Annotated in this window: 12 protein-coding genes and 1 pseudogene; 12 read left to right on the top strand and 1 reads right to left on the bottom strand. The window is 62.2% G+C overall.

The window, feature by feature from the left end; genetic code table 11:
* The first annotated feature begins 189 nt into the window (after window positions 1–189).
* The 3 genes from DIC66_RS00270 to DIC66_RS00260 are packed head-to-tail and all read left to right on the top strand — an operon-like array spanning window position 190 to window position 4,128.
* A complete protein-coding gene (locus DIC66_RS00270; RefSeq protein WP_117172921.1) occupies window positions 190–513 on the top strand; it encodes a sarcosine oxidase subunit delta in 324 nt (107 codons plus the stop codon).
* A complete protein-coding gene (locus tag DIC66_RS00265; RefSeq protein ID WP_117172919.1) occupies window positions 510–3,521 on the top strand; it encodes a sarcosine oxidase subunit alpha family protein in 3,012 nt (1,003 codons plus the stop codon). Before DIC66_RS00270 ends, DIC66_RS00265 begins: the two co-directional genes overlap by 4 nt.
* Window positions 3,514–4,128, top strand: coding sequence for a sarcosine oxidase subunit gamma (locus tag DIC66_RS00260; protein WP_147321210.1), 615 nt, complete (start codon window positions 3,514–3,516; stop codon window positions 4,126–4,128). The genes DIC66_RS00265 and DIC66_RS00260 overlap by 8 nt, the downstream gene beginning before the upstream one ends.
* A gap of 4 nt (window positions 4,129–4,132) precedes the next feature.
* On the opposite strand, the gene DIC66_RS00255 is transcribed toward DIC66_RS00260, so the two are convergent.
* Window positions 4,133–5,512: an aminotransferase-like domain-containing protein gene (locus DIC66_RS00255; RefSeq protein ID WP_117172915.1), complete on the bottom strand. Its 1,380-nt coding sequence runs from the start codon at window positions 5,510–5,512 to the stop codon at window positions 4,133–4,135.
* Between the two features lie 123 nt (window positions 5,513–5,635).
* Here DIC66_RS00255 and DIC66_RS00250 point away from each other — a divergent pair, with 123 nt between their 5' ends.
* From DIC66_RS00250 to DIC66_RS00205, 9 genes and pseudogenes are all read left to right on the top strand, one after another.
* Entirely contained in the window at window positions 5,636–7,258 is a 1,623-nt protein-coding gene (locus tag DIC66_RS00250) for a GMC family oxidoreductase (RefSeq protein ID WP_117172913.1), read from the top strand.
* A gap of 624 nt (window positions 7,259–7,882) precedes the next feature.
* Window positions 7,883–8,371: pseudogene (locus DIC66_RS23685) on the top strand (NAD(P)-dependent oxidoreductase); the annotation flags it as partial.
* Window positions 8,372–8,377: 6 nt separating this feature from the next.
* Window positions 8,378–8,815: an NAD-binding protein gene (locus DIC66_RS23680; protein ID WP_338052473.1), complete on the top strand. Its 438-nt coding sequence runs from the start codon at window positions 8,378–8,380 to the stop codon at window positions 8,813–8,815.
* Between the two features lie 45 nt (window positions 8,816–8,860).
* Window positions 8,861–10,282, top strand: a complete 1,422-nt coding sequence (locus DIC66_RS00235; protein ID WP_117172907.1) for an aldehyde dehydrogenase family protein — start codon at window positions 8,861–8,863, stop codon at window positions 10,280–10,282.
* 98 nt (window positions 10,283–10,380) lie between these two features.
* Window positions 10,381–11,571 (top strand): mandelate racemase/muconate lactonizing enzyme family protein, encoded by a 1,191-nt coding sequence (locus DIC66_RS00225; RefSeq protein ID WP_117172905.1) that lies wholly within the window; start codon window positions 10,381–10,383, stop codon window positions 11,569–11,571.
* Between the two features lie 254 nt (window positions 11,572–11,825).
* Window positions 11,826–13,838, top strand: a complete 2,013-nt coding sequence (locus DIC66_RS00220; protein WP_117172903.1) for a CocE/NonD family hydrolase — start codon at window positions 11,826–11,828, stop codon at window positions 13,836–13,838.
* 297 nt (window positions 13,839–14,135) lie between these two features.
* Window positions 14,136–15,710 carry an ABC transporter substrate-binding protein gene (locus DIC66_RS00215; RefSeq protein WP_117172901.1) on the top strand — a complete coding sequence of 525 codons (1,575 nt, stop codon included), beginning with the start codon at window positions 14,136–14,138 and terminating at the stop codon, window positions 15,708–15,710.
* Window positions 15,711–15,935: 225 nt separating this feature from the next.
* A complete protein-coding gene (locus DIC66_RS00210; protein ID WP_117172899.1) occupies window positions 15,936–16,883 on the top strand; it encodes an ABC transporter permease in 948 nt (315 codons plus the stop codon).
* A 16-nt stretch (window positions 16,884–16,899) separates the two neighbouring features.
* Window positions 16,900–17,733 (top strand): ABC transporter permease, encoded by an 834-nt coding sequence (locus tag DIC66_RS00205; RefSeq protein WP_117172897.1) that lies wholly within the window; start codon window positions 16,900–16,902, stop codon window positions 17,731–17,733.
* Window positions 17,734–17,740 lie beyond the last annotated feature (7 nt).

Here is a 17,740-nt window from a genome sequence, read left to right as displayed (position 1 = left end):
GTTGTTTGAGCGAAGCGAGTTTAGCCAGACCCCGCCCAACGCGAGCAGCGCAGGGTACCGCGCAGCGGCACGGACTTTGGCTCGCCTTCTCATTGCTCACTTTCTCTTGGCGAAGCAAGAGAAAGTGAGTCGGCCGCCGGGCCGAGACCCGGCTTGCCACGCAACCACCAACATCACAAACAAAGCAATATGCTAAGAATCACCTGCCCAAACTGCGGCGAGCGCGACCACGAAGAATTCAGCTACTTCGGCGACGCCACCAAAACCTACCCCGGACTGGAAAAAGAAAACCACGCAGGCTGGGTAGAAGCCGTCTACACCCGCAACAACCCCAAGGGCGAGCACTATGAATTCTGGCAACACACCCTCGCCTGCCGCCGCTGGCTGGTAGTCAAACGCAACACCATCACCCACGACATCCTCGAAGTCATGCCCGCACGCAACCGCCCCCTGGGCGCCACTAGCCCCGCCCCCACCACCGGCCCGGCCGCAGGCAAGAAAGCCACCGCATGAGCAACCCCACACAAGCCGGCGCATTCCGCACGGCGCAGGGCGGCCGCATAGACCGCAGCCAGCCAGTCACCATCTCCTTCGACGGCCAAAGCCTCACTGGCTACGCAGGCGACACCGTGGCCGCCACGCTGCTGGCGCATGGCAAGCACCTGGTAGCGCGCTCCTTCAAATACCACCGCCCACGCGGCATCGTGGCAGCCGGCGTGGAAGAACCCAATGCCCTGCTGACGCTGGGCAGTGGCGCAACAACAGAACCGAATATTGCGGCCACGGTCATAGAAACCCACAGCAGCGTGGTGGCCCGCACGCAAAACGCCTGGCCCTCCGTCGCGTTCGATCTGATGGCGGTGAACAACAAGCTGTCTTCCATTTTTGTGGCGGGCTTTTATTACAAGACCTTCATGCCCTCGCTCAAGGGCTGGATGTTTTTTGAGCACTTCATCCGCAAGGCGGCCGGCCTGGGCAAAGCGACCGAGTTGCCCGACCCGGACCGCTACGACTGGCACCATGGATTCCCCGATGTGCTGGTGGTTGGCTCCGGCCCCGCAGGCTTGACAGCCGCATTGGGAGCCGCCCGCGCCGGATTGGATGTGACGCTGGTGGAGCAGGATTTTGAATACGGCGGTTCACTCTTGAACCACGCCATCAACAGCCCGGAAGCACAGTGGCTCAAGAGCACCCTGGACGAACTGCAGTCCCACAGCAAGGTCACCCTGATGAACCGCGCCACCGGCTTCGGCCTGTTCGACGGCAACACCGTGGGCGTGATGGAGCGCAGCGCCCCCGGCGTAGCCGACGCGGCGCGCGGCGTGCCACGCCAGCGCCTGCACATCCTGCGCTGCAAAAGCGTGGTCATGGCCTGCGGCGCACTGGAGCGTCCGCTGCTATTTGCGGGCAACGACAGGCCGGGCGTGATGCTCAGCAGTGCGGTGGGCACCTATGCCAACCGCTATGCGGTGATGGCTGGCAAGCAGGCCGTCTTCAACACCAACAACGACGCCGCCTACGCCGATGCCATGGCGCTGGCCAAGGCCGGGGCCCAGGTCACGCTGGCTGACTTGCGCAAGCAGGTCAATACCGGCCTGGTGGAAAGCGCCCGGGCCGCAGGAATTGATGTGCGCACCGCCACGGCAGTGGTGCAGGCCACGGGTGCCGCGCGCGTGAACCAGTGCGCACTGGCTTCCTACGACATTGCCACCGGCGCGCTCGGCCAGACCCAAGCCAGCCAAACGGTAGACCTGCTGGCCATGTCCGGCGGCTGGACGCCGTCCGTGCATCTGACCTCGCACCGCGGCATACGCCCGGTCTACAAGCCCGAGCTGTGCAGCTTTGTGCCGGGCGGCTTTGACGTGGCGCACTTTGGCGCAGGCAGCATGCTGGGCACGCAGACCATGACGGCGGCCATCCAGAGCGGCTGGGAAGCGGCGCGCCAGGCAGCACAGGTCTGTGGCAAAGCCATCAGCGGCGACGCCCCGCGCGCGCCGGATTCCAGCGACGCCTACATGGCCTTCACCAGCATCCCGCCCATTGCCACAGCCAAGCCTGTGGACAAGAGTTTTATTGATTTCCAGAACGATGTGGCCACCGACGATGTGGCCCTGGCGCATCTGGAGGGCTACCAGTCGGTGGAGCACCTCAAGCGCTACACCACCCAGGGCATGGGCACCGACCAGGGCAAGACCTCCAACCTGAACGCCTTAGCCCTGATGGCCAGCAAGCGCGGTATGGCGATTGCAGATGTGGGCACCACGACCTTCCGCCCACCCTACACGCCGGCCACCATCGGCACGATTGCCGGGCGCAGCGTGCGCAGCCACCTGGCGCCGGTACGCCGCACCGCCATGCACGACTGGCATCTGGACAACGGCGGCCAGATGATGGAGGCCGGCTACTGGATGCGCCCGCTGTGGTACCAGACCCATGGCGCCAACCTGTCCGAGGCCTACAAGGCCGAGATGGACATCGTGCGCGAAGGTGTTGGCATGGCCGATGTATCCACCCTGGGCAAAATTGATGTGCAGGGGCCAGATGCGGCCGAGTTCCTGAACCGCGTGTATGTGAACGGCTTTGCCAAGCTGGGTATCGGCAAAGCCCGCTACGGCTTCATGCTGCGCGAAGACGGCATCGTCATGGACGACGGCACCACCAGCCGCATCAGCGAGACCGAATTCTTCATGACCACCACCACGGCCCAAGCGGCCCGCGTCATGAGCCATCTGGAGTTCTTGCTGCAGGTGGTGTGGCCGGAGCTGCGGGTGACTGTGGCCTCCATTTCCGACCAGTGGGCTGCCATGAGCGTAGCCGGGCGGCCGGTGCGCGAGGTCATGCGTGCGGCCTTCCCCAGCATCAACTTCGACAACGAGTCCTTTCCCTTCATGGGCGTGGTGGATGCCATGCTGGAAGGTGCCATGGCCGGCGTGAAGGTGCGCATCATCCGCCTGACCTTCTCGGGTGAGATGGCCTACGAGGTCTACACGCCCACCCACCATGGCCGCGCGGTCTGGGACCATCTGATGGAGATGGGCAAGCCCTGGAAGCTGGGCAGCTACGGCCTGGAAGCACTGGGTTCGCTGCGCATCGAAAAAGGCCATGTGGTGGGCTCGGAGATGGATGGCCGCACCACCCTGGACGATGTGGGTGCAGGCAAGATGGCCAGCCAGCTCAAACCCTTCTGGGGCGACGCCCTGCGCCACAGCGAAGTGCTGCAGCGGCCCAACCGCCCCACGCTGGTGGGCCTGGAGGCGCTGGACGCCAACGAGCCGCCCAACAACGGCGCCATCCTGTTCTTTGCCGATGACGAGATCAAGGGGCATGGTCGCGGCCACATCACGAGCACCACCTACAGCAAATCCATGGGCAAGGCGATTGCCCTGGGCCTGCTGCAAGGGGGAACCACCCGCGTCGGCCAGACCGTGGTAGCTGCCTCGCCAGTGCATGGGCGCCAATACAAACTCAAGGTGGTAGAACCCTGCTTCCTCGATCCAGAAGGAAACCGTTACCGTGGTTGAACCAACACTTCCCAGCGCGCATGTGCGCTCTCCCTTCGAGGGTCACTCGACAGGCCCACGCCCCAACCAGGCCGGCCAGGTAGGCGTGCAACTTTCGGCCAGCATGCTGCCCAGCGTCACGCTCATCAGCACCTGGATCAGCGGCCTGCCCGGCCTGCTGCAAAGCATGTCCTCCGTCTTCGGCAGCACCCTGCCCGTGCACACCGGCAAGTCCGTGCAGACCGAGCTGGGCCTCTTGATGCGCACCGGCCCGGAAGAGTTTGTCTTGGTGGGCGACGATGCCACCGACCGCACAGCCCTCTTGCGCACCAGCATTGGCGCGGACACCGGTGCAGTCACCGACCTCAGCCAGGCGCGCTGCCGCATCCGCATCACCGGCGCGCAGTGCCGCAGCACCCTGGGCAAGCTTTTCGCACTGGACCTGCGTGAGTCCACCTTTCCCATCGGCGACGTGGCGCTCACCGGCACCCACCACGTGCCCAGCATGCTGCACCGCCTGGACACGGACGCGTTTGACATCTATGTGTTCAGTACCTACGCCCACGACCAGCTCGGCACCGTGCTGGACGCGGCGCTGGAATACGGAGTGTCCCTGGAGCTTCTGTAGCGCGTCAGGGTTGTGCCGTGGGCAAGCCCCGCAGCACGCCCACCAGCGTGCGCAGCCCGGTTTCAACCTCGGCACCCGACTTCGCCGCATTCAGGCTGATGCGCACCGCATGTGGCGCAGGCGCGCGGCCCACGGCGAAGTGGTCGGCTGTGCGCACCAGGACTCCGGCCTGGCGCAGGGCGGCAGAAAACGGACCGGCGCGCCAGGGTTCAGGCAAGGGCAACCAGATGAGTGGTGACTCGGGGTCGCTGCAATAGTCCAGGCTCTGCAGCAGCGGCAGTGCCAAGGCCAGGCGCTGAGCGATGGCAGCACGTTGCGCGGCAATCAGTTGCTCGGCCACACCGCTCTCTATCCAGTCGCTCACGATGTCGGGCATCAGCGGCGCCACCATCCAGCAATCAGCCCGCATGCTGGCCGCCAGCTTGCTAAGCCATTGCGGCGCAGCCTCTACATACCCCACACGCAGACCCGGCCCGGCCACCTTGGAAAAGCTCGACAACAGAAACGACTGCTCAGGCAGCAGCGTGGAAAGGGCTGGCAACGGCTGCGCCTGGGCGGCGGCATGCACCGCGTCCTCAACCAAGAGCAGGTTGTGGCGCCGCGCCACCTGGGCAATGAGCTCGCGCCTGCGCATGGACATGCTGGCGTTGCTGGGGTTGTGCAGGCTGGGCGAGCAGTACAGCAGCTTGGCATCAATATGGCGGGCGGCATGGTCCAGCGCGTCGGGCAGCATGCCCTCGGCATCCATCTCAATGCCCACCAACTGCAAGCGCATGAGGCGCGCCTGCGCCTGCAAGCCCGCGTAGCTGAGCGACTCGGTCAGCACCGCATCCCCAGGGCGAGCCAGCGTGCGCAGGACGCACGAGAGGCCATGCTGCGCACCATGCGTCACCATCACCCGGTTGGCATCCCCCGTGGTGCCAAAGCGCCGCAGCCATTGGGCGCCCGCCTGGCGGTGGCGCATGTGACCCAGCTCGGGCTGGTAGCTCAGTACCTCGCCCAGCGCCCGTTCGTCCAGTGCCAGGCGCTGCAGGTAGCTGGCCAAGGCAGCCCCGTCTTGCGTGGGGATGGCCACGTTGTGGGCCAGGTCCACCGGTGTGGCACTGTCCGCCACCTTGGGCGTCTGCGACGGTGCGTGCACATAGGTGCCGTCGCCCACGCGCGCCGTGGCCAGGCCACGCTGCTCCAGAAGGGCATAGGCATGGCTGACCGTGCCAGCTGTCACTGACAGGCGCTGCGCCAGCTTGCGCTGCGGCGGCAGGCGCTCACCGGTGGGCAACTGGCCGTTCAGAATGGCTTGGGCCAGTTCATCGGCAATGGCCAGGTAGCGTGGTTTGCGGGTGTCCTGGAAGCAGGCGGTGGTGATCAGGTTGTCGGCGGGCAACGGTGTCTAGTCCCTCAAATGTGCAATTACTCAAACCGGCTGCATTGATGGCATGCAATTCAGGTCATAGTATGCGCAATTGCCGCCCATGCTACGACCGCACCGAACTGATTGCCCCACTCTATGAACGCATTCGACTACATCATCGTGGGCGCAGGCTCAGCCGGCTGTGTGCTGGCCAACCGCCTGTCTGCCAGCGGCAAAGACCGGGTGCTGCTGCTGGAGGCTGGCGGATCCGACCGCAGCCCCTTGATTCAGGTGCCCCTGGGCTACGGCCTGACCTTTGCCGACCCCACATACAACTGGATGTACACCACCCAACCCGACCCGGCCCTGAACCAGCGCGCCTCCTTCTGGCCACGTGGCAAGGTGCTGGGCGGCAGCAGCTCGCTCAATGCCATGGTCTACATCCGCGGCCAGCAGGGCGACTACGACGACTGGGCCGCCGCAGGAAACACCGGCTGGGCCTGGAAAGATGTGCTGCCCTACTTCAAGAAACACGAAGACCACATCTTTGGCGCCTCCGACCACCACGGTGCCGGTGGCGAGTTGCGCGTGAGCGATTTCAAGGACCAGGTGCACCCCTTGTGCGAGCGTTTTTTGCAAGCCGGCAAGAACCTGGGCTATGCCCGCACCGAAGATTTCAATGGCGAGCTGAAAGAAGGTTTTGGCCTGTGGCAGATGACGATTCGCGGTGGCGTGCGCGAGTCCAGCTCCAACGCCTTTTTGCGCCCGGCACTGAAGCGCAGCAACCTGACGCTCAAAACCCGGGCCCACGCCACCCGCGTGCTGCTGGAGAACAAAAAGGCCGTGGGTGTGGAGTGCCTGGTGAACGGCGCACTGCAGACCTTTACCGCGGCCAAGGAAGTCATTCTGTCGGGTGGCGCCATCAACTCGCCCCAACTCTTGCAACTCTCCGGCATTGGCGACAGCGAACATTTGGCGCGCGTGGGCGTGCCCCTGGTGCTGCATGCGCCGCGTGTGGGCCAGGGCCTGCAGGACCATCTGTGCGTGTCCTACTTCTTCAAGTCGCGCGTACCCACGCTCAACGACAAGCTCTACCCCTGGTATGGCAAGCTGTGGGCGGGTGTGCGCTACCTCTTCACCCGCAAAGGCCCGCTGGGCATGAGCGTGAACCAGGCTGGCGCCTTTGTGCGCAGCCGCCCGGGCCTGGAGCGGCCCAATCTGCATCTGTACTTCAACCCCATCAGCTACAGCGCGGCCACCATCGTCCCCGGGCGCTTCAAGATCACCAACCCCGATCCGTTCTCGGCCTTTCTGATTTCCTTCAACACCTGCGTGCCCACCAGCCGCGGCAGTGTGACCATCACCTCGTCCAACCCCTTGGACAAACCCAAGATTGAAACCCACTTTTTGACGACCGAGCACGACCTGCGCGACATCGTGGAAGGCTCACGCATGGTGCGCAGCATTGCCAACAGCAAGCCCTTGTGCGATGTGTTGCAAAGCGAGCATTTGCCGGGGGTCTCGGTGCAGTCGGATGCGGATATATTGAAGGACTTCCGGGCGCGCGCAGGCTCTGTGTACCACGCGTCTTGCACCTGTGCGATGGGGGTGGATCCGGCTGCTTCGGTGGTGGATGCGCGCTTGCGGGTGCATGGCATTGCCTCTTTGCGCGTTGTCGATGCTTCGGTGTTTCCTTCTGTCACGTCTGGCAATACGAATGGGCCGGTGATGATGGTGGCGGAGAAGGCTTCGGAGATGATTTTGCAGGACAACGCTTGATGTTTTGCTCTGGCTTTGCTTGGCGGACCAGCCTCTCTTTGTTATCTGCTTTTGCTTTCGTGGCAGGCCGGGTCTCGGCCCGGCGGCCGAGTTCATTTCTTTTGCTTCGCCAAAAGAAACGAACCAAAGAAAAGGCGACCCGGGTGCGCGTGTCCCTCCGCTGCGCTACGGGCAACCTGCGGTGCTCGCAACAGGCGGGCTGGCCGCAAACTCGGCTATCGCCTCAAACAAGCGGCCCGCTTTTTCCGCCTGCTGCTGCGCTCCTCGGCACGCGCACACGGGCGTGGGGGAGCAATACCAAGCCCAAGCCCAATACCAAGACCGAAGACACGCGCGCCGGAGCGGATGCTGACGCGAGCGGTAGTCCGATCCCCACCGCCATTGAGGCCGTGCCGAGCAGCGCAGCGTTGGGCGGATCAGGGCTGGCGTTGTTTGAGGCGATAGCCGAGTTTAGCCAGACCCCGCACAACGCGAGCAGCGCAGGGTACCCCGAAGGGGCACGGTCTTTGGCTCGCCTTCTCTTTGCTTACTTTCTCTTGGCGAGGCAAGAGAAAGTGAGTCGGCCGCCGGGCCGAGACCCGGCTTGCAACGACAGCCAACAAACCCTATTCATCACCACATAAAGGACCAACAATGACCAAACAAAAAATCGGCTTCATCGGCCTTGGCAGCCTCGGCGAAGGCCTGTGCAACAGCCTCGTCAAAGCCGGCCACCCCGTCACCGTCAACGACCTCAACAAAAACCTGGCGACAAAACTGCTTCAAGCCGGAGCAACCTGGTCCGACACCACAGCCGGCGCCTGCCAGGACGCTGACATCGTCATCACCGTTCTCCCCTCCCCGGCAGTTTCCCGCCAAGTCGTAGAAGGCAAGAACGGCGTGTTCGACAACCTCAAAGCAGGTGGCATCTGGATCGAGATGAGCACCACCGACATGGACGACCTGCTGCGCCTGAGCGACGTGGCCAAAGCCAAAGGCATCAAGGTGTTGGAATGCCCCGTCACCGGTGGCGTGCACCTGGCCAACTCGGGCGAGATCACCGTGCTGGTGGGCGGTGAGGAAGACACCTTCAAACAGGTCGAAGACGTGCTCAAAACCATAGGCGGCGAAATCATCTACATGGGCAAGATGGGCAATGCCTCGGTAGTCAAAGTGGTGACCAATATGCTGGCCTTCATCCACCTGATTGCAGCCGGAGAAGCCATGATGCTGCCGGCCAAATTTGGTGTGGACCCGGACGCCACCTACCGCGCTATCCGCGCAAGTTCGGGCAACAGCTTTGTGCACGAGACCGAGTCGAAGCTGGTGCTCTCGGGCAGCTACAACGTCAAGTTCACCATGGACCTGGCCTGCAAGGACTTAGGGTTGGTCAACGGCATTGCCGAAAAGCTGGGCGTGCCACTCGAATTGGGCAGCATGGCGCAGCAAATCTTCCGCCGTGCGCGCGGCCTCATGGGCGGCAACGCGCAGTCCCCCGAGGTGGTGCGCATGCTGGAAAAAGCCTGCGACCTGGAACTGCGCGCACCTGGCTACCCCACTGAACTGCTGGCCGAATAAGCGCAGCCTGCACAACCGCCGCGCCATTCCCTTTTGGAGACACCCATGACCACTTGCAACTTCTATATCGATGGTGCCTGGTGCGAGCCGCTGCAGCCCGGCACGCCCCACCCCATCATCAATCCGGCCACCGAGCAATCCGTGGGCACTGTGGCCATGGGTGGCGCGCTGGATGCCGACCGCGCTGTCATGGCCGCCCGCCGCGCCTTTGATGCCTACAGCCAGACCACCCTGGCCTACCGCACTGAAATGCTGCACAAGCTGCAAGGCATATTTGAGCGCCGTTACACCGAAATGGCCCAGGCCATCAGCACCGAGATGGGTGCGCCCTGGGATCTGGCCTATGACTCGCAGGCCGAGTGCGGCCCTGGCCACATCAAGGCCACGCTGGAAGCGGCCAAGGACTATCCGTTTGAAGTGAAGAGCGGCAAGGGTGACTTGTTGTGCGAAGCCATTGGCGTGTGCGTGCTGATCACGCCCTGGAACTGGCCCATGAACCAGGTGGTGGCCAAGCTGGCACCGGCCCTGCTGGCCGGTTGCACGGTGGTGCTCAAGCCCAGCGAATTCGCGCCGCTCTCGGCCAAGTTGGTGGGCGAATACATGGATGAGGCCGGCTATGCGCCGGGCGTCTTCAACATGGTTTACGGCGATGGCCCGGTGGTGGGTGCCGCCCTGAGCGCCCACCCCGAGGTGGACCTGGTGTCCTTCACCGGGTCCACGGGCGCAGGCATTGCCGTGGCCAAGGCTGCGGCCGACACGGTCAAGCGCGTGGTGCAGGAGTTGGGTGGCAAGTCGCCCAACATCATCTTTGCCGACTGCGATGTGGATGCCTCGGTTGCGCGCGGCGTGAAGCGCTGCATGAACAACACCGGCCAGAGCTGCAACGCGCCCACCCGCATGCTGATTGAAAAGTCGGTGTACGCGCAGGCCGTGGCCGCTGCCACAAAAGCCGGTGCCAACGTGCGCGTGATCCAGCCCACTGAAAAAGGCGATGGCATAGGCCCGCTGGCCATGAAGCGCCAGTTCGAAACCGTGAACCGTTTTATCGACATCGGCATGCACTGCGGTGCGCGGCTGGTAGTGGGCGGCCCCGGGCGCCCGGATGGGTTTGATGCCGGCTATTTCGTGAAACCCACCATCTTTGCCGATGTCACCAATGACATGCCGATTGCGCGCCAGGAGATCTTCGGCCCCGTGCTGTGCCTGATTCCCTTTGAGGACGAAGAAGACGCCATCCGCATTGCCAACGACACGCCCTTCGGCCTGGCTGCGTACCTCAGCACCAACGACAAGGTGAAAGCCCGGCGTGTGGCCAAGCGCCTGCGTGCGGGCAATGTGTCGGTCAATGCCAGCGGCAACGAGTACTGCAACCCTTTTGGCGGCTACAAGCAGTCGGGTAACGGACGCGAGTGGGGCCGCTTTGGCCTGCAGGATTTCCTGGAATACAAAATCATCAACGGACTCTAAAGATTAACCCCCACGCTTGCCACTCCGTGTGCTGCGCTGCCCCCCGAGGGGGAGCGTTTTGCCTTGGGGCGGCCCGGCGGCAAAACCTGGAGACAAACATGAAAATCAAAGACATCAAGACCTTCACCGTAGGCAACCCGCCCCCCGGCTTTGGCGGACGCTATTACGTGTTCATCAAGCTGATCACCGACACCGGCGTGGAAGGCGTGGGGGAAATATATAACCTGCCCTACCACCCGCACATCGTCGAAAAAATGGCGCGCGATGTGGTGGAGCGCTACGTGGTGGGGCAGGACCCGTTTGATACCGAAAAAATATGGCGCAGCGTCTATGGCGGCGGCTTCATCCAGCGGCCCGACACTTCCATGATGGGCATTCTGAGCGCCATTGACATGGCCTGCTGGGACATCAAGGGCAAGGAGCTCAACAAGCCTGTCTACAAACTGCTGGGCGGCCAGGTGCACGAGAAGCTGCGCAGCTACACCTACATCTACCCCAAGCCGGGTGACAAGACCAACGTCTATGCCGACCCGGAACTCGCCGCCGTGCGCGCGGCCGAATATGTGGAGATGGGTTTCAATGCGGTCAAGTTCGACCCGGCCGGCGCCTACACCGTGTACGACGGCCACCAGTTGTCGCTGGAAGACCTGGACCGCTCAGAGCGCTTTTGCAAATTGCTGCGCGAAGCCGTGGGCAACAAGGCCGACTTGCTGTTTGGCACCCACGGGCAGATGACCGCATCGGGCGCCATCCGGCTGGCCAAGCGCCTGGAAAAATACGATCCGCTGTGGTTTGAAGAACCCATTCCGCCGGACAACCAAAAAGAAATGGCCAAGGTGGCGCGTGCTACCTCCATCCCCATTGCTGCCGGTGAGCGTCTCACCACCAAGTGGGAGTTCCAGCGTGTACTGGAAGAAGGCGCGGCCAGCATTTTGCAAATGAACCTGGCGCGTGTGGGTGGCATTACCGAGGCCAAGAAGATTGCCTCCATGGCCGAGGCTGTGCACGCGCAGATTGCGCCGCACATCTATTGCGGCCCCATCACCTGGGCGGCGGCCATTCAGGTATCTACCAGCACGCCCAACTTCCTGATTCTGGAAACCATTTATGACGGTGGCGGTTTTTATGGCGAGCTGTTGAAGAAGCCGATCCGCTGGGAGAGCGGCTACATCATTCCGCCCACCGAGCCGGGGCTGGGTGTGGAATTGAATGAAGCGGTTGCCTTGGCGCACCCGTATGTGGGTAACGCGCTGCATCTGGATATGACGCATACGCCGCATATGGTGTGACGTAGGTATGTCTGGGCACTGGGGGACATCAGGCACTTCTGGACGCAGGCCGCCATGGCACTCAACGCCGTCCGTGTCCCCCGCCCTTCGGGCTCCTCCTTTACCTACCGGCGTCGAGCGCCATGCCGTCCTGCGTCTGCAGGCGATGTTGGCGTGCAATGAATTGGGCCCCCCGGTCACTGCGCACCCACCCAGCTGGCGGCGGCGTGACATAGTCTGCATCTGGTATTGGAACTACTTGTGAAAGCAACACGATGAAAACTGTGAAATCATTCCCCCGCAAGGTCCAGGAAATATCCAACACCTTCATCACCCTGCCCGATGGCACGCAACTCGCCGCACGCATCTGGCTACCCAAGGATGCCGGCAAGCACCCGGTGCCGGCCATCCTCGAATACCTGCCCTACCGCAAACGCGACGGCACGCATATACGTGACGCCCTTACCCACCCGTATATTGCCGGCCACGGCTATGCCTGTGTGCGCGTGGACATGCGCGGCAGCGGGGATTCCGATGGGGTGATGCTGGACGAATACACGCAGGTGGAACTCGACGACGCCTGCGCGGTGATTGCCTGGTTGCGCCAGCAGCCCTGGTGCAGCGGCAACATCGGCATGATGGGCATATCGTGGGGCGGCTTCAACAGCTTGCAGGTGGCGGCCATGCGGCCCGAGGGGCTCAAGGCCATCATCACCCTGTGCTCCACCGATGATCGCTATACCGACGACATCCACTACAAGGGTGGTTGTCTGCTCAATGAAAACCTGGGCTGGTCGGCCACCATGTTTGCCTACTCCTCACGCGCGCCGGACCCTCTGCTGGTGGGCGAGCGCTGGCGCGACATGTGGCTGCAGCGCCTGGAGGCCGAGCCGCTGTTGGCCATTGACTGGCTGCAACACCCGCACCGCGACGCCTACTGGAAACACGGCTCGGTCAATGAGGACTACTCCGCCATTCAAGCCGCCGTGCTGGCCGTTGGCGGCTGGAACGATGCCTACACCAACGCCGTGCCGCGGCTGGTGGGCAACCTGAAGTCACCTGCCAAAGGCATCATCGGCCCCTGGGCCCACAAGTATCCGCACTTTGCCGTGCCGGAGCCGCGCATCGGCTTCTTGCAGGAGGCCCTGCGCTGGTGGGACCAGTGGCTTAAAGGCGAGAACACAGGCGTGCAAAAGGACCCGGCCTTTCGAACCTACATCATGGAGCCGTCCCGCCCGGGTGGCTCCATCAGCCACATCGCGGGCCGCTGGGTCAGCGACATCCAGTGGCCGTTTGACAAGGGCGAGGTGCAGCGTTGGCATCTGAATGCCGAGGGCCTGTCCACCGCCAAAGGCAAAGCCGGCAAGCAAACCCACAACAGCCTGCAAAGCGTGGGCGGTGATGGTGGCGAGTACTGCATCATCTGGCTGGGGCCGGAGTTCGCTGGCGACCAGCGCCATGACGACTCGGGCTCGCTCACATTCGATAGCGTGCCGCTGGGCAAAGACATGGACCTGGTGGGCGCGCCCACGTTCACCCTCAAGTTCAGTTCCGACAAGCCCGTGGCCAATGTGGCGGTGCGCCTGAACATGGTCTGGCCGGACGGCGCGGTATCGCGCATCAGCTATGCGGTTTTCAACCTCTGCCACCGCAACGGCCACGAAAAACCGCAAGCGCTGGAAGTGGGCAAGACCTACACCGTGCGCATTCCGCTGGACGATGTAGCAGCAACCCTGCCCAAAGGGCACAAGTTGCGCGTGTCCCTCTCCACCAGTTACTGGCCCATGATCTGGCCGTCGCCCGAACCGGTCATGCTCACCGTCCACACCGCCGCCAGTTTCATCGACCTGCCCGTGCGCGCCGCCCGCCGCAACGAGAAGGCGCCCGTCTTTGCCCCCAGCGAAGCCGCAGCGCCGGTCAAACTGGTGGAACACAGCAAGCCATTCAACAAACGCGAGCTCACCCGCGACCAGGCCACGGGTGAAACACGGCTCACCATCGTCGATGACTTTGGCCGCAGCACCATTGCGGAGCACGGCCTTGCACTATGGGCGTGCGGCCGCGAGAGCTACAGCATCCTGCCCAACGACCCTTTGAGCGCCCGTCAGGAGTGCCATTGGACCGAAGAACGCGAACGCGGCGACTGGAAAGTACGTACCGAAACCCGCTCCGCCATGACCGCCAGCAAGACCCATTGGCATGTCACGGGACGCCTTGAGGCCTTTGAGAATGACGTGCTGGTCTGGAGCCGGGACTGGGACCACAAAATCCGGCGAAACCTGCTCTGAATCGCGACAAAAGTGGTGGTTTTATGGGTCCTAGCAGAGCGTGAACAAGTTTATTCACTGCATGCGACGTGCTTGAACATCAACGCGACCAGGCCCGAAAAATCAATACGAAAAAATACCGCTTGCCAGCCAAAAAAAATGCGCGCTAAGGGAATACGTTGATGAATATTGCCGAACGAATTGCAATACTATGTTCATGGGGCTAAACACTAGTTGCTCTCAAATTTTCCGGGGCCAAGACCATCGCGGATGATGGCTCCGGATACCTTTACTTGATTTGATTGGAGATCTACAAACATGGCAATGATCGAAAATAAAACGGAATCGGGCATCATCCTGGACCGTCGTCAAATGGTTCTCGGAGCGTCCGCAGTCGGACTCTCCGCAGCTTTCGGATCCATGCCAGCCCTGGCAGCAGGCGCACCGAAAAAGGGCGGCACTTTGCGCATCGGCATGGAAGGCGGCTCGCCTTCTGACAGCCTGGATCCACGTACCTATGCGGACTCCATCCCCATCTCCATGAGCCTGATGCTCTGGAACAACCTGGTTGAAGTGGCTGACAACGGCGACGCCACCGGCGAACTGTTCGAGAGCTGGGAAGTCAAGCCCGGTGCTACCGAATGGATCTTCAATGTACGCAAGGGCATCACTTTCACTTCCGGCAAAACGCTGGACGCAGATGACGTCATCTACTCCCTGAACCTGCACCGCGGTGAGACAAAGTCGCCTGCCAAGTCGTTGCTGGCTGACATCTCTGACATCAAAAAGCTCAGCGCCACCCAGGTTGGCATCACCATGAGCAATGGCAACCTCGACTTGCCCTTCAACCTCTCCGACTACCACATCATCGTCGTGCCCAACGGCACCACCGATTTCAGCAAGCCTGATGGCACCGGCGCCTATGTGCTGGAAGAATTCCAGCCCGGCGTGCGCGCCACCTTCAAGAAGAAGCCCGGCAACTACTGGAAGCCCAACCGCGGCAATTTTGACCGCGTGGAACTGCGCTACATCGGCGACGCCGCTGCGCGCACCCAGGCCCTGGTCACCGGCCAGGTCGACATCATCAACCGCGTGGACCCCAAGACCGCAGCGCTGCTGGCCAAGAACAAGAACCTGCGCCTGTCGCGCACACCCGGCATGGGCAACCGCTTTGCCTTTGTGGCCCACACCGACAAGCAGCCCTTCGCCAACAAGGACCTGATGCTGGCCCTGAAGTACGGCATTGACCGCAAGCAGATCGTTGACAACGTGTTCTCTGGCTATGCTTCCATCGGTAACGACCACACCGTCGGCACCAAGATGAAGTACTACGACACCAAGCAAAAGCAGATCGCCTACGATCCGGAAAAGGCCAAGTTCCACTACAAGAAATCGGGTCTGAGCGGCCCCGTCGAACTGCAAGTCTCTGAAGGTGCCTTCTCCGGTGCAACGGACTCCGGCCAGATCTACCAGGAATCGCTGTCCAAGGCCGGCATCACCCTCGATCTGAAGCGCGTCTCCGGCGACGGCTACTGGGACAACGTCTGGCTGAAGTCACCCTTCTGCGCGGTGTACTGGGGCAACCGTCCCACCATCGACAACCAGCTCACCAGCACCTTCTTCGGTGGCACCAAGAACCCCTGGAACGACACCCACTTTGACAACCCCGAGTTCACAAAGACCCTGGTTGCAGCCCGTGTCGAAATGGACCAGAAGAAGCGCGGCGCGATGTACGCGCGTTGCCAGGAACTGATTGCGCAGAACTCCGGCATGGTGTGCTTCGCCGTGCAAGACTACTTGGACGCCTGCAGCACCAAGCTGCAAGGTCTGACGATCTCTGGCCGTTACGACATGGCCGATGACCGCATTGCGGAAAAGGGTTGGTTCGCGTAACAAGCAGGGCTTTGACAGCCGACGCATTTTTATATCCGGGCGACCATATGGGTTGTCCGGGTCTGGAAATTGCATGGGTTTTGTCAAGGTAGACGAAGAATTAAAAGCGGGTCGGGCCTTATAGCTCTCCCCGCTTTTTTTGATGTGTACCAGGTGCTGATGTACAGGTTTGCAAGCTGCGCAAACCCGTTGTCAGTTGAGTCAATTCACAAATAAGAACATGCCATGGCCAAACTGATATTGAACCGGCTCCTGCTGGGAGTGCTGACGCTATTTGCTGTCTCCGTCCTGATTTTTGTCTGTACCCAGATCCTGCCCGGCGACGTTGCCTCGGCGGTGCTGGGTCAGGGCGCCACGCCAGAAGCCCTGGTGATCTTCCGCAAGGAACTGGGCCTGGACGTCCCCGCCTACCTGCGCTATTTCAACTGGCTCAGCGGTGCCCTGCATGGCGACCTGGGCGTGGCCTTGACCAACAAGCGTGTCATCGTCGATGAAATCCTGCCGCGCCTGGGCAACACGCTTTTTCTGGCCGGCTACGCCGCCATGATTGCCATTCCCGTGGCCGTGGGCCTGGGTATTTTTTCGGCCATCAACGAAGGCAAGCTGTCCGACAAACTGGCCAACATCATCACGCTCACGGCGATCTCGTTGCCCGAGTTTTTTATTGCTTATCTGCTGATCATCTTCTTTGCCGTGGAGGTCGACTGGTTCCCCTCGCTCTCCACCGTGTTTGCAGGCATGCCGTTTTCCGAGCGTGTTTACCAGACCACGCTACCGGCCATCACACTCACCCTGCTGGTGGCCGCGCACATGCTGCGGATGACGCGCAGCTCGGTGCTGTCGGTCATGTCCACGCCGTATATTGAAATGGCTTTCCTGAAGGGTGCCAAACGCGGCCGCGTCATCGTGCGCCACGCCCTGCCCAACGCGGCCGCACCCATCATCACGGTGATTGCGCTCAACCTGGCCTACCTGGTGGTGGGCGTGGTGGTGATCGAGGCGGTGTTTGTGTACCCGGGTCTCGGCCAGTTGATGGTGGATGCGGTGTCCAAGCGCGACGTGCCCGTCATCCAGGCTTGCGGTCTGGTGTTTGCCATGGTGTTTGTGATGCTCAACACCCTGGCCGACATCCTGGTCATTCTGGTCAATCCCCGTTTGCGCCACAAACGCTAAGAAGAAGGAAAACCCCATGAAAATCTTTGGCAACAAACCCACCCTCTCGGCCTGGTTCGGCCTGACTGTGGTGTCCATCTTTATCTTCGTCTCCATCTTCACGCCCTGGCTGGCGCCCTACGGGCAGTCCGCCAACGTGGGCGGCACCTGGGATGAGCCCTCCATGAAAATGCTGCTGGGCGCCGACCAGATCGGCCGCGACATGCTCACCCGCATCATGTACGGCGCGCGCATGACGATTGGCGTGGCCCTGGCCATCACCCTGCTGTCTTTCCTGATCGGCATCGTGCTGGGCTTTGTGGCCGCGGTTCTGGGCGGCTGGGTGGATATATTCTTCTCGCGTCTGGTGGATGTGATGCTGTCCATTCCCGGACTGATCTTCGCGCTGATCATCCTGGGCGTGTTCGGCTCCAGCATTCCGGTGCTGATCCTCACCATCGCTGTGCTGGACTCCACCCGCGTGTTCCGCCTGGCGCGCGCCCTGGGCATGAACCTTACCGTGATGGAGTATGTGGAAGCCGCCCGCCTGCGCGGTGAAGGCCTGTGGTGGATCATCCGCCGCGAAATTTTGCCCAATGCCTGGGCCCCGCTGATCTCCGAGTTCGGACTGCGCTTCTGCTTCAACTTCCTGTTCATCGCCGGCCTGTCCTTCCTGGGCCTGGGTATCCAGCCTCCCTACGCCGACCTGGGTGGCATGGTGCGCGAGAACGCTGCGGCCATCAACTTCGGGATGATGGCGCCCATCTACCCGGCCACCGCCATTGCCCTGCTCACCGTCTCGGTGAACCTGGTGGTGGACTGGATGCTGTCCATTGACGCCCGCCCCTCCGGCGCGCAGGCCGAACTCTGAAAGGGAT

Origin of the sequence: Rhodoferax lacus, from assembly GCF_003415675.1 — a bacterium.
Lineage (GTDB): Bacteria > Pseudomonadota > Gammaproteobacteria > Burkholderiales > Burkholderiaceae_C > Allorhodoferax > Allorhodoferax lacus.
Note: the sequence above shows the minus strand (reverse complement) of the source record. Positions and strands in the feature narration are given on the sequence as shown.

Bases quoted from the DNA above. Each gene is read 5' to 3' on its own strand.
- DIC66_RS00270 (WP_117172921.1), top strand. From the start codon at position 190: ATGCTAAGAATCACCTGCCCAAACTGCGGCGAGCGCGACCACGAAGAA.
- DIC66_RS00265 (WP_117172919.1), top strand. From the start codon at position 510: ATGAGCAACCCCACACAAGCCGGCGCATTCCGCACGGCGCAGGGCGGC.
- DIC66_RS00250 (WP_117172913.1), top strand. From the start codon at position 5,636: ATGAACGCATTCGACTACATCATCGTGGGCGCAGGCTCAGCCGGCTGT.
- DIC66_RS23680 (WP_338052473.1), top strand. From the start codon at position 8,378: ATGGGCAAGATGGGCAATGCCTCGGTAGTCAAAGTGGTGACCAATATG.
- DIC66_RS00235 (WP_117172907.1), top strand. From the start codon at position 8,861: ATGACCACTTGCAACTTCTATATCGATGGTGCCTGGTGCGAGCCGCTG.
- DIC66_RS00225 (WP_117172905.1), top strand. From the start codon at position 10,381: ATGAAAATCAAAGACATCAAGACCTTCACCGTAGGCAACCCGCCCCCC.
- DIC66_RS00220 (WP_117172903.1), top strand. From the start codon at position 11,826: ATGAAAACTGTGAAATCATTCCCCCGCAAGGTCCAGGAAATATCCAAC.
- DIC66_RS00215 (WP_117172901.1), top strand. From the start codon at position 14,136: ATGGCAATGATCGAAAATAAAACGGAATCGGGCATCATCCTGGACCGT.
- DIC66_RS00210 (WP_117172899.1), top strand. From the start codon at position 15,936: ATGGCCAAACTGATATTGAACCGGCTCCTGCTGGGAGTGCTGACGCTA.
- DIC66_RS00205 (WP_117172897.1), top strand. From the start codon at position 16,900: ATGAAAATCTTTGGCAACAAACCCACCCTCTCGGCCTGGTTCGGCCTG.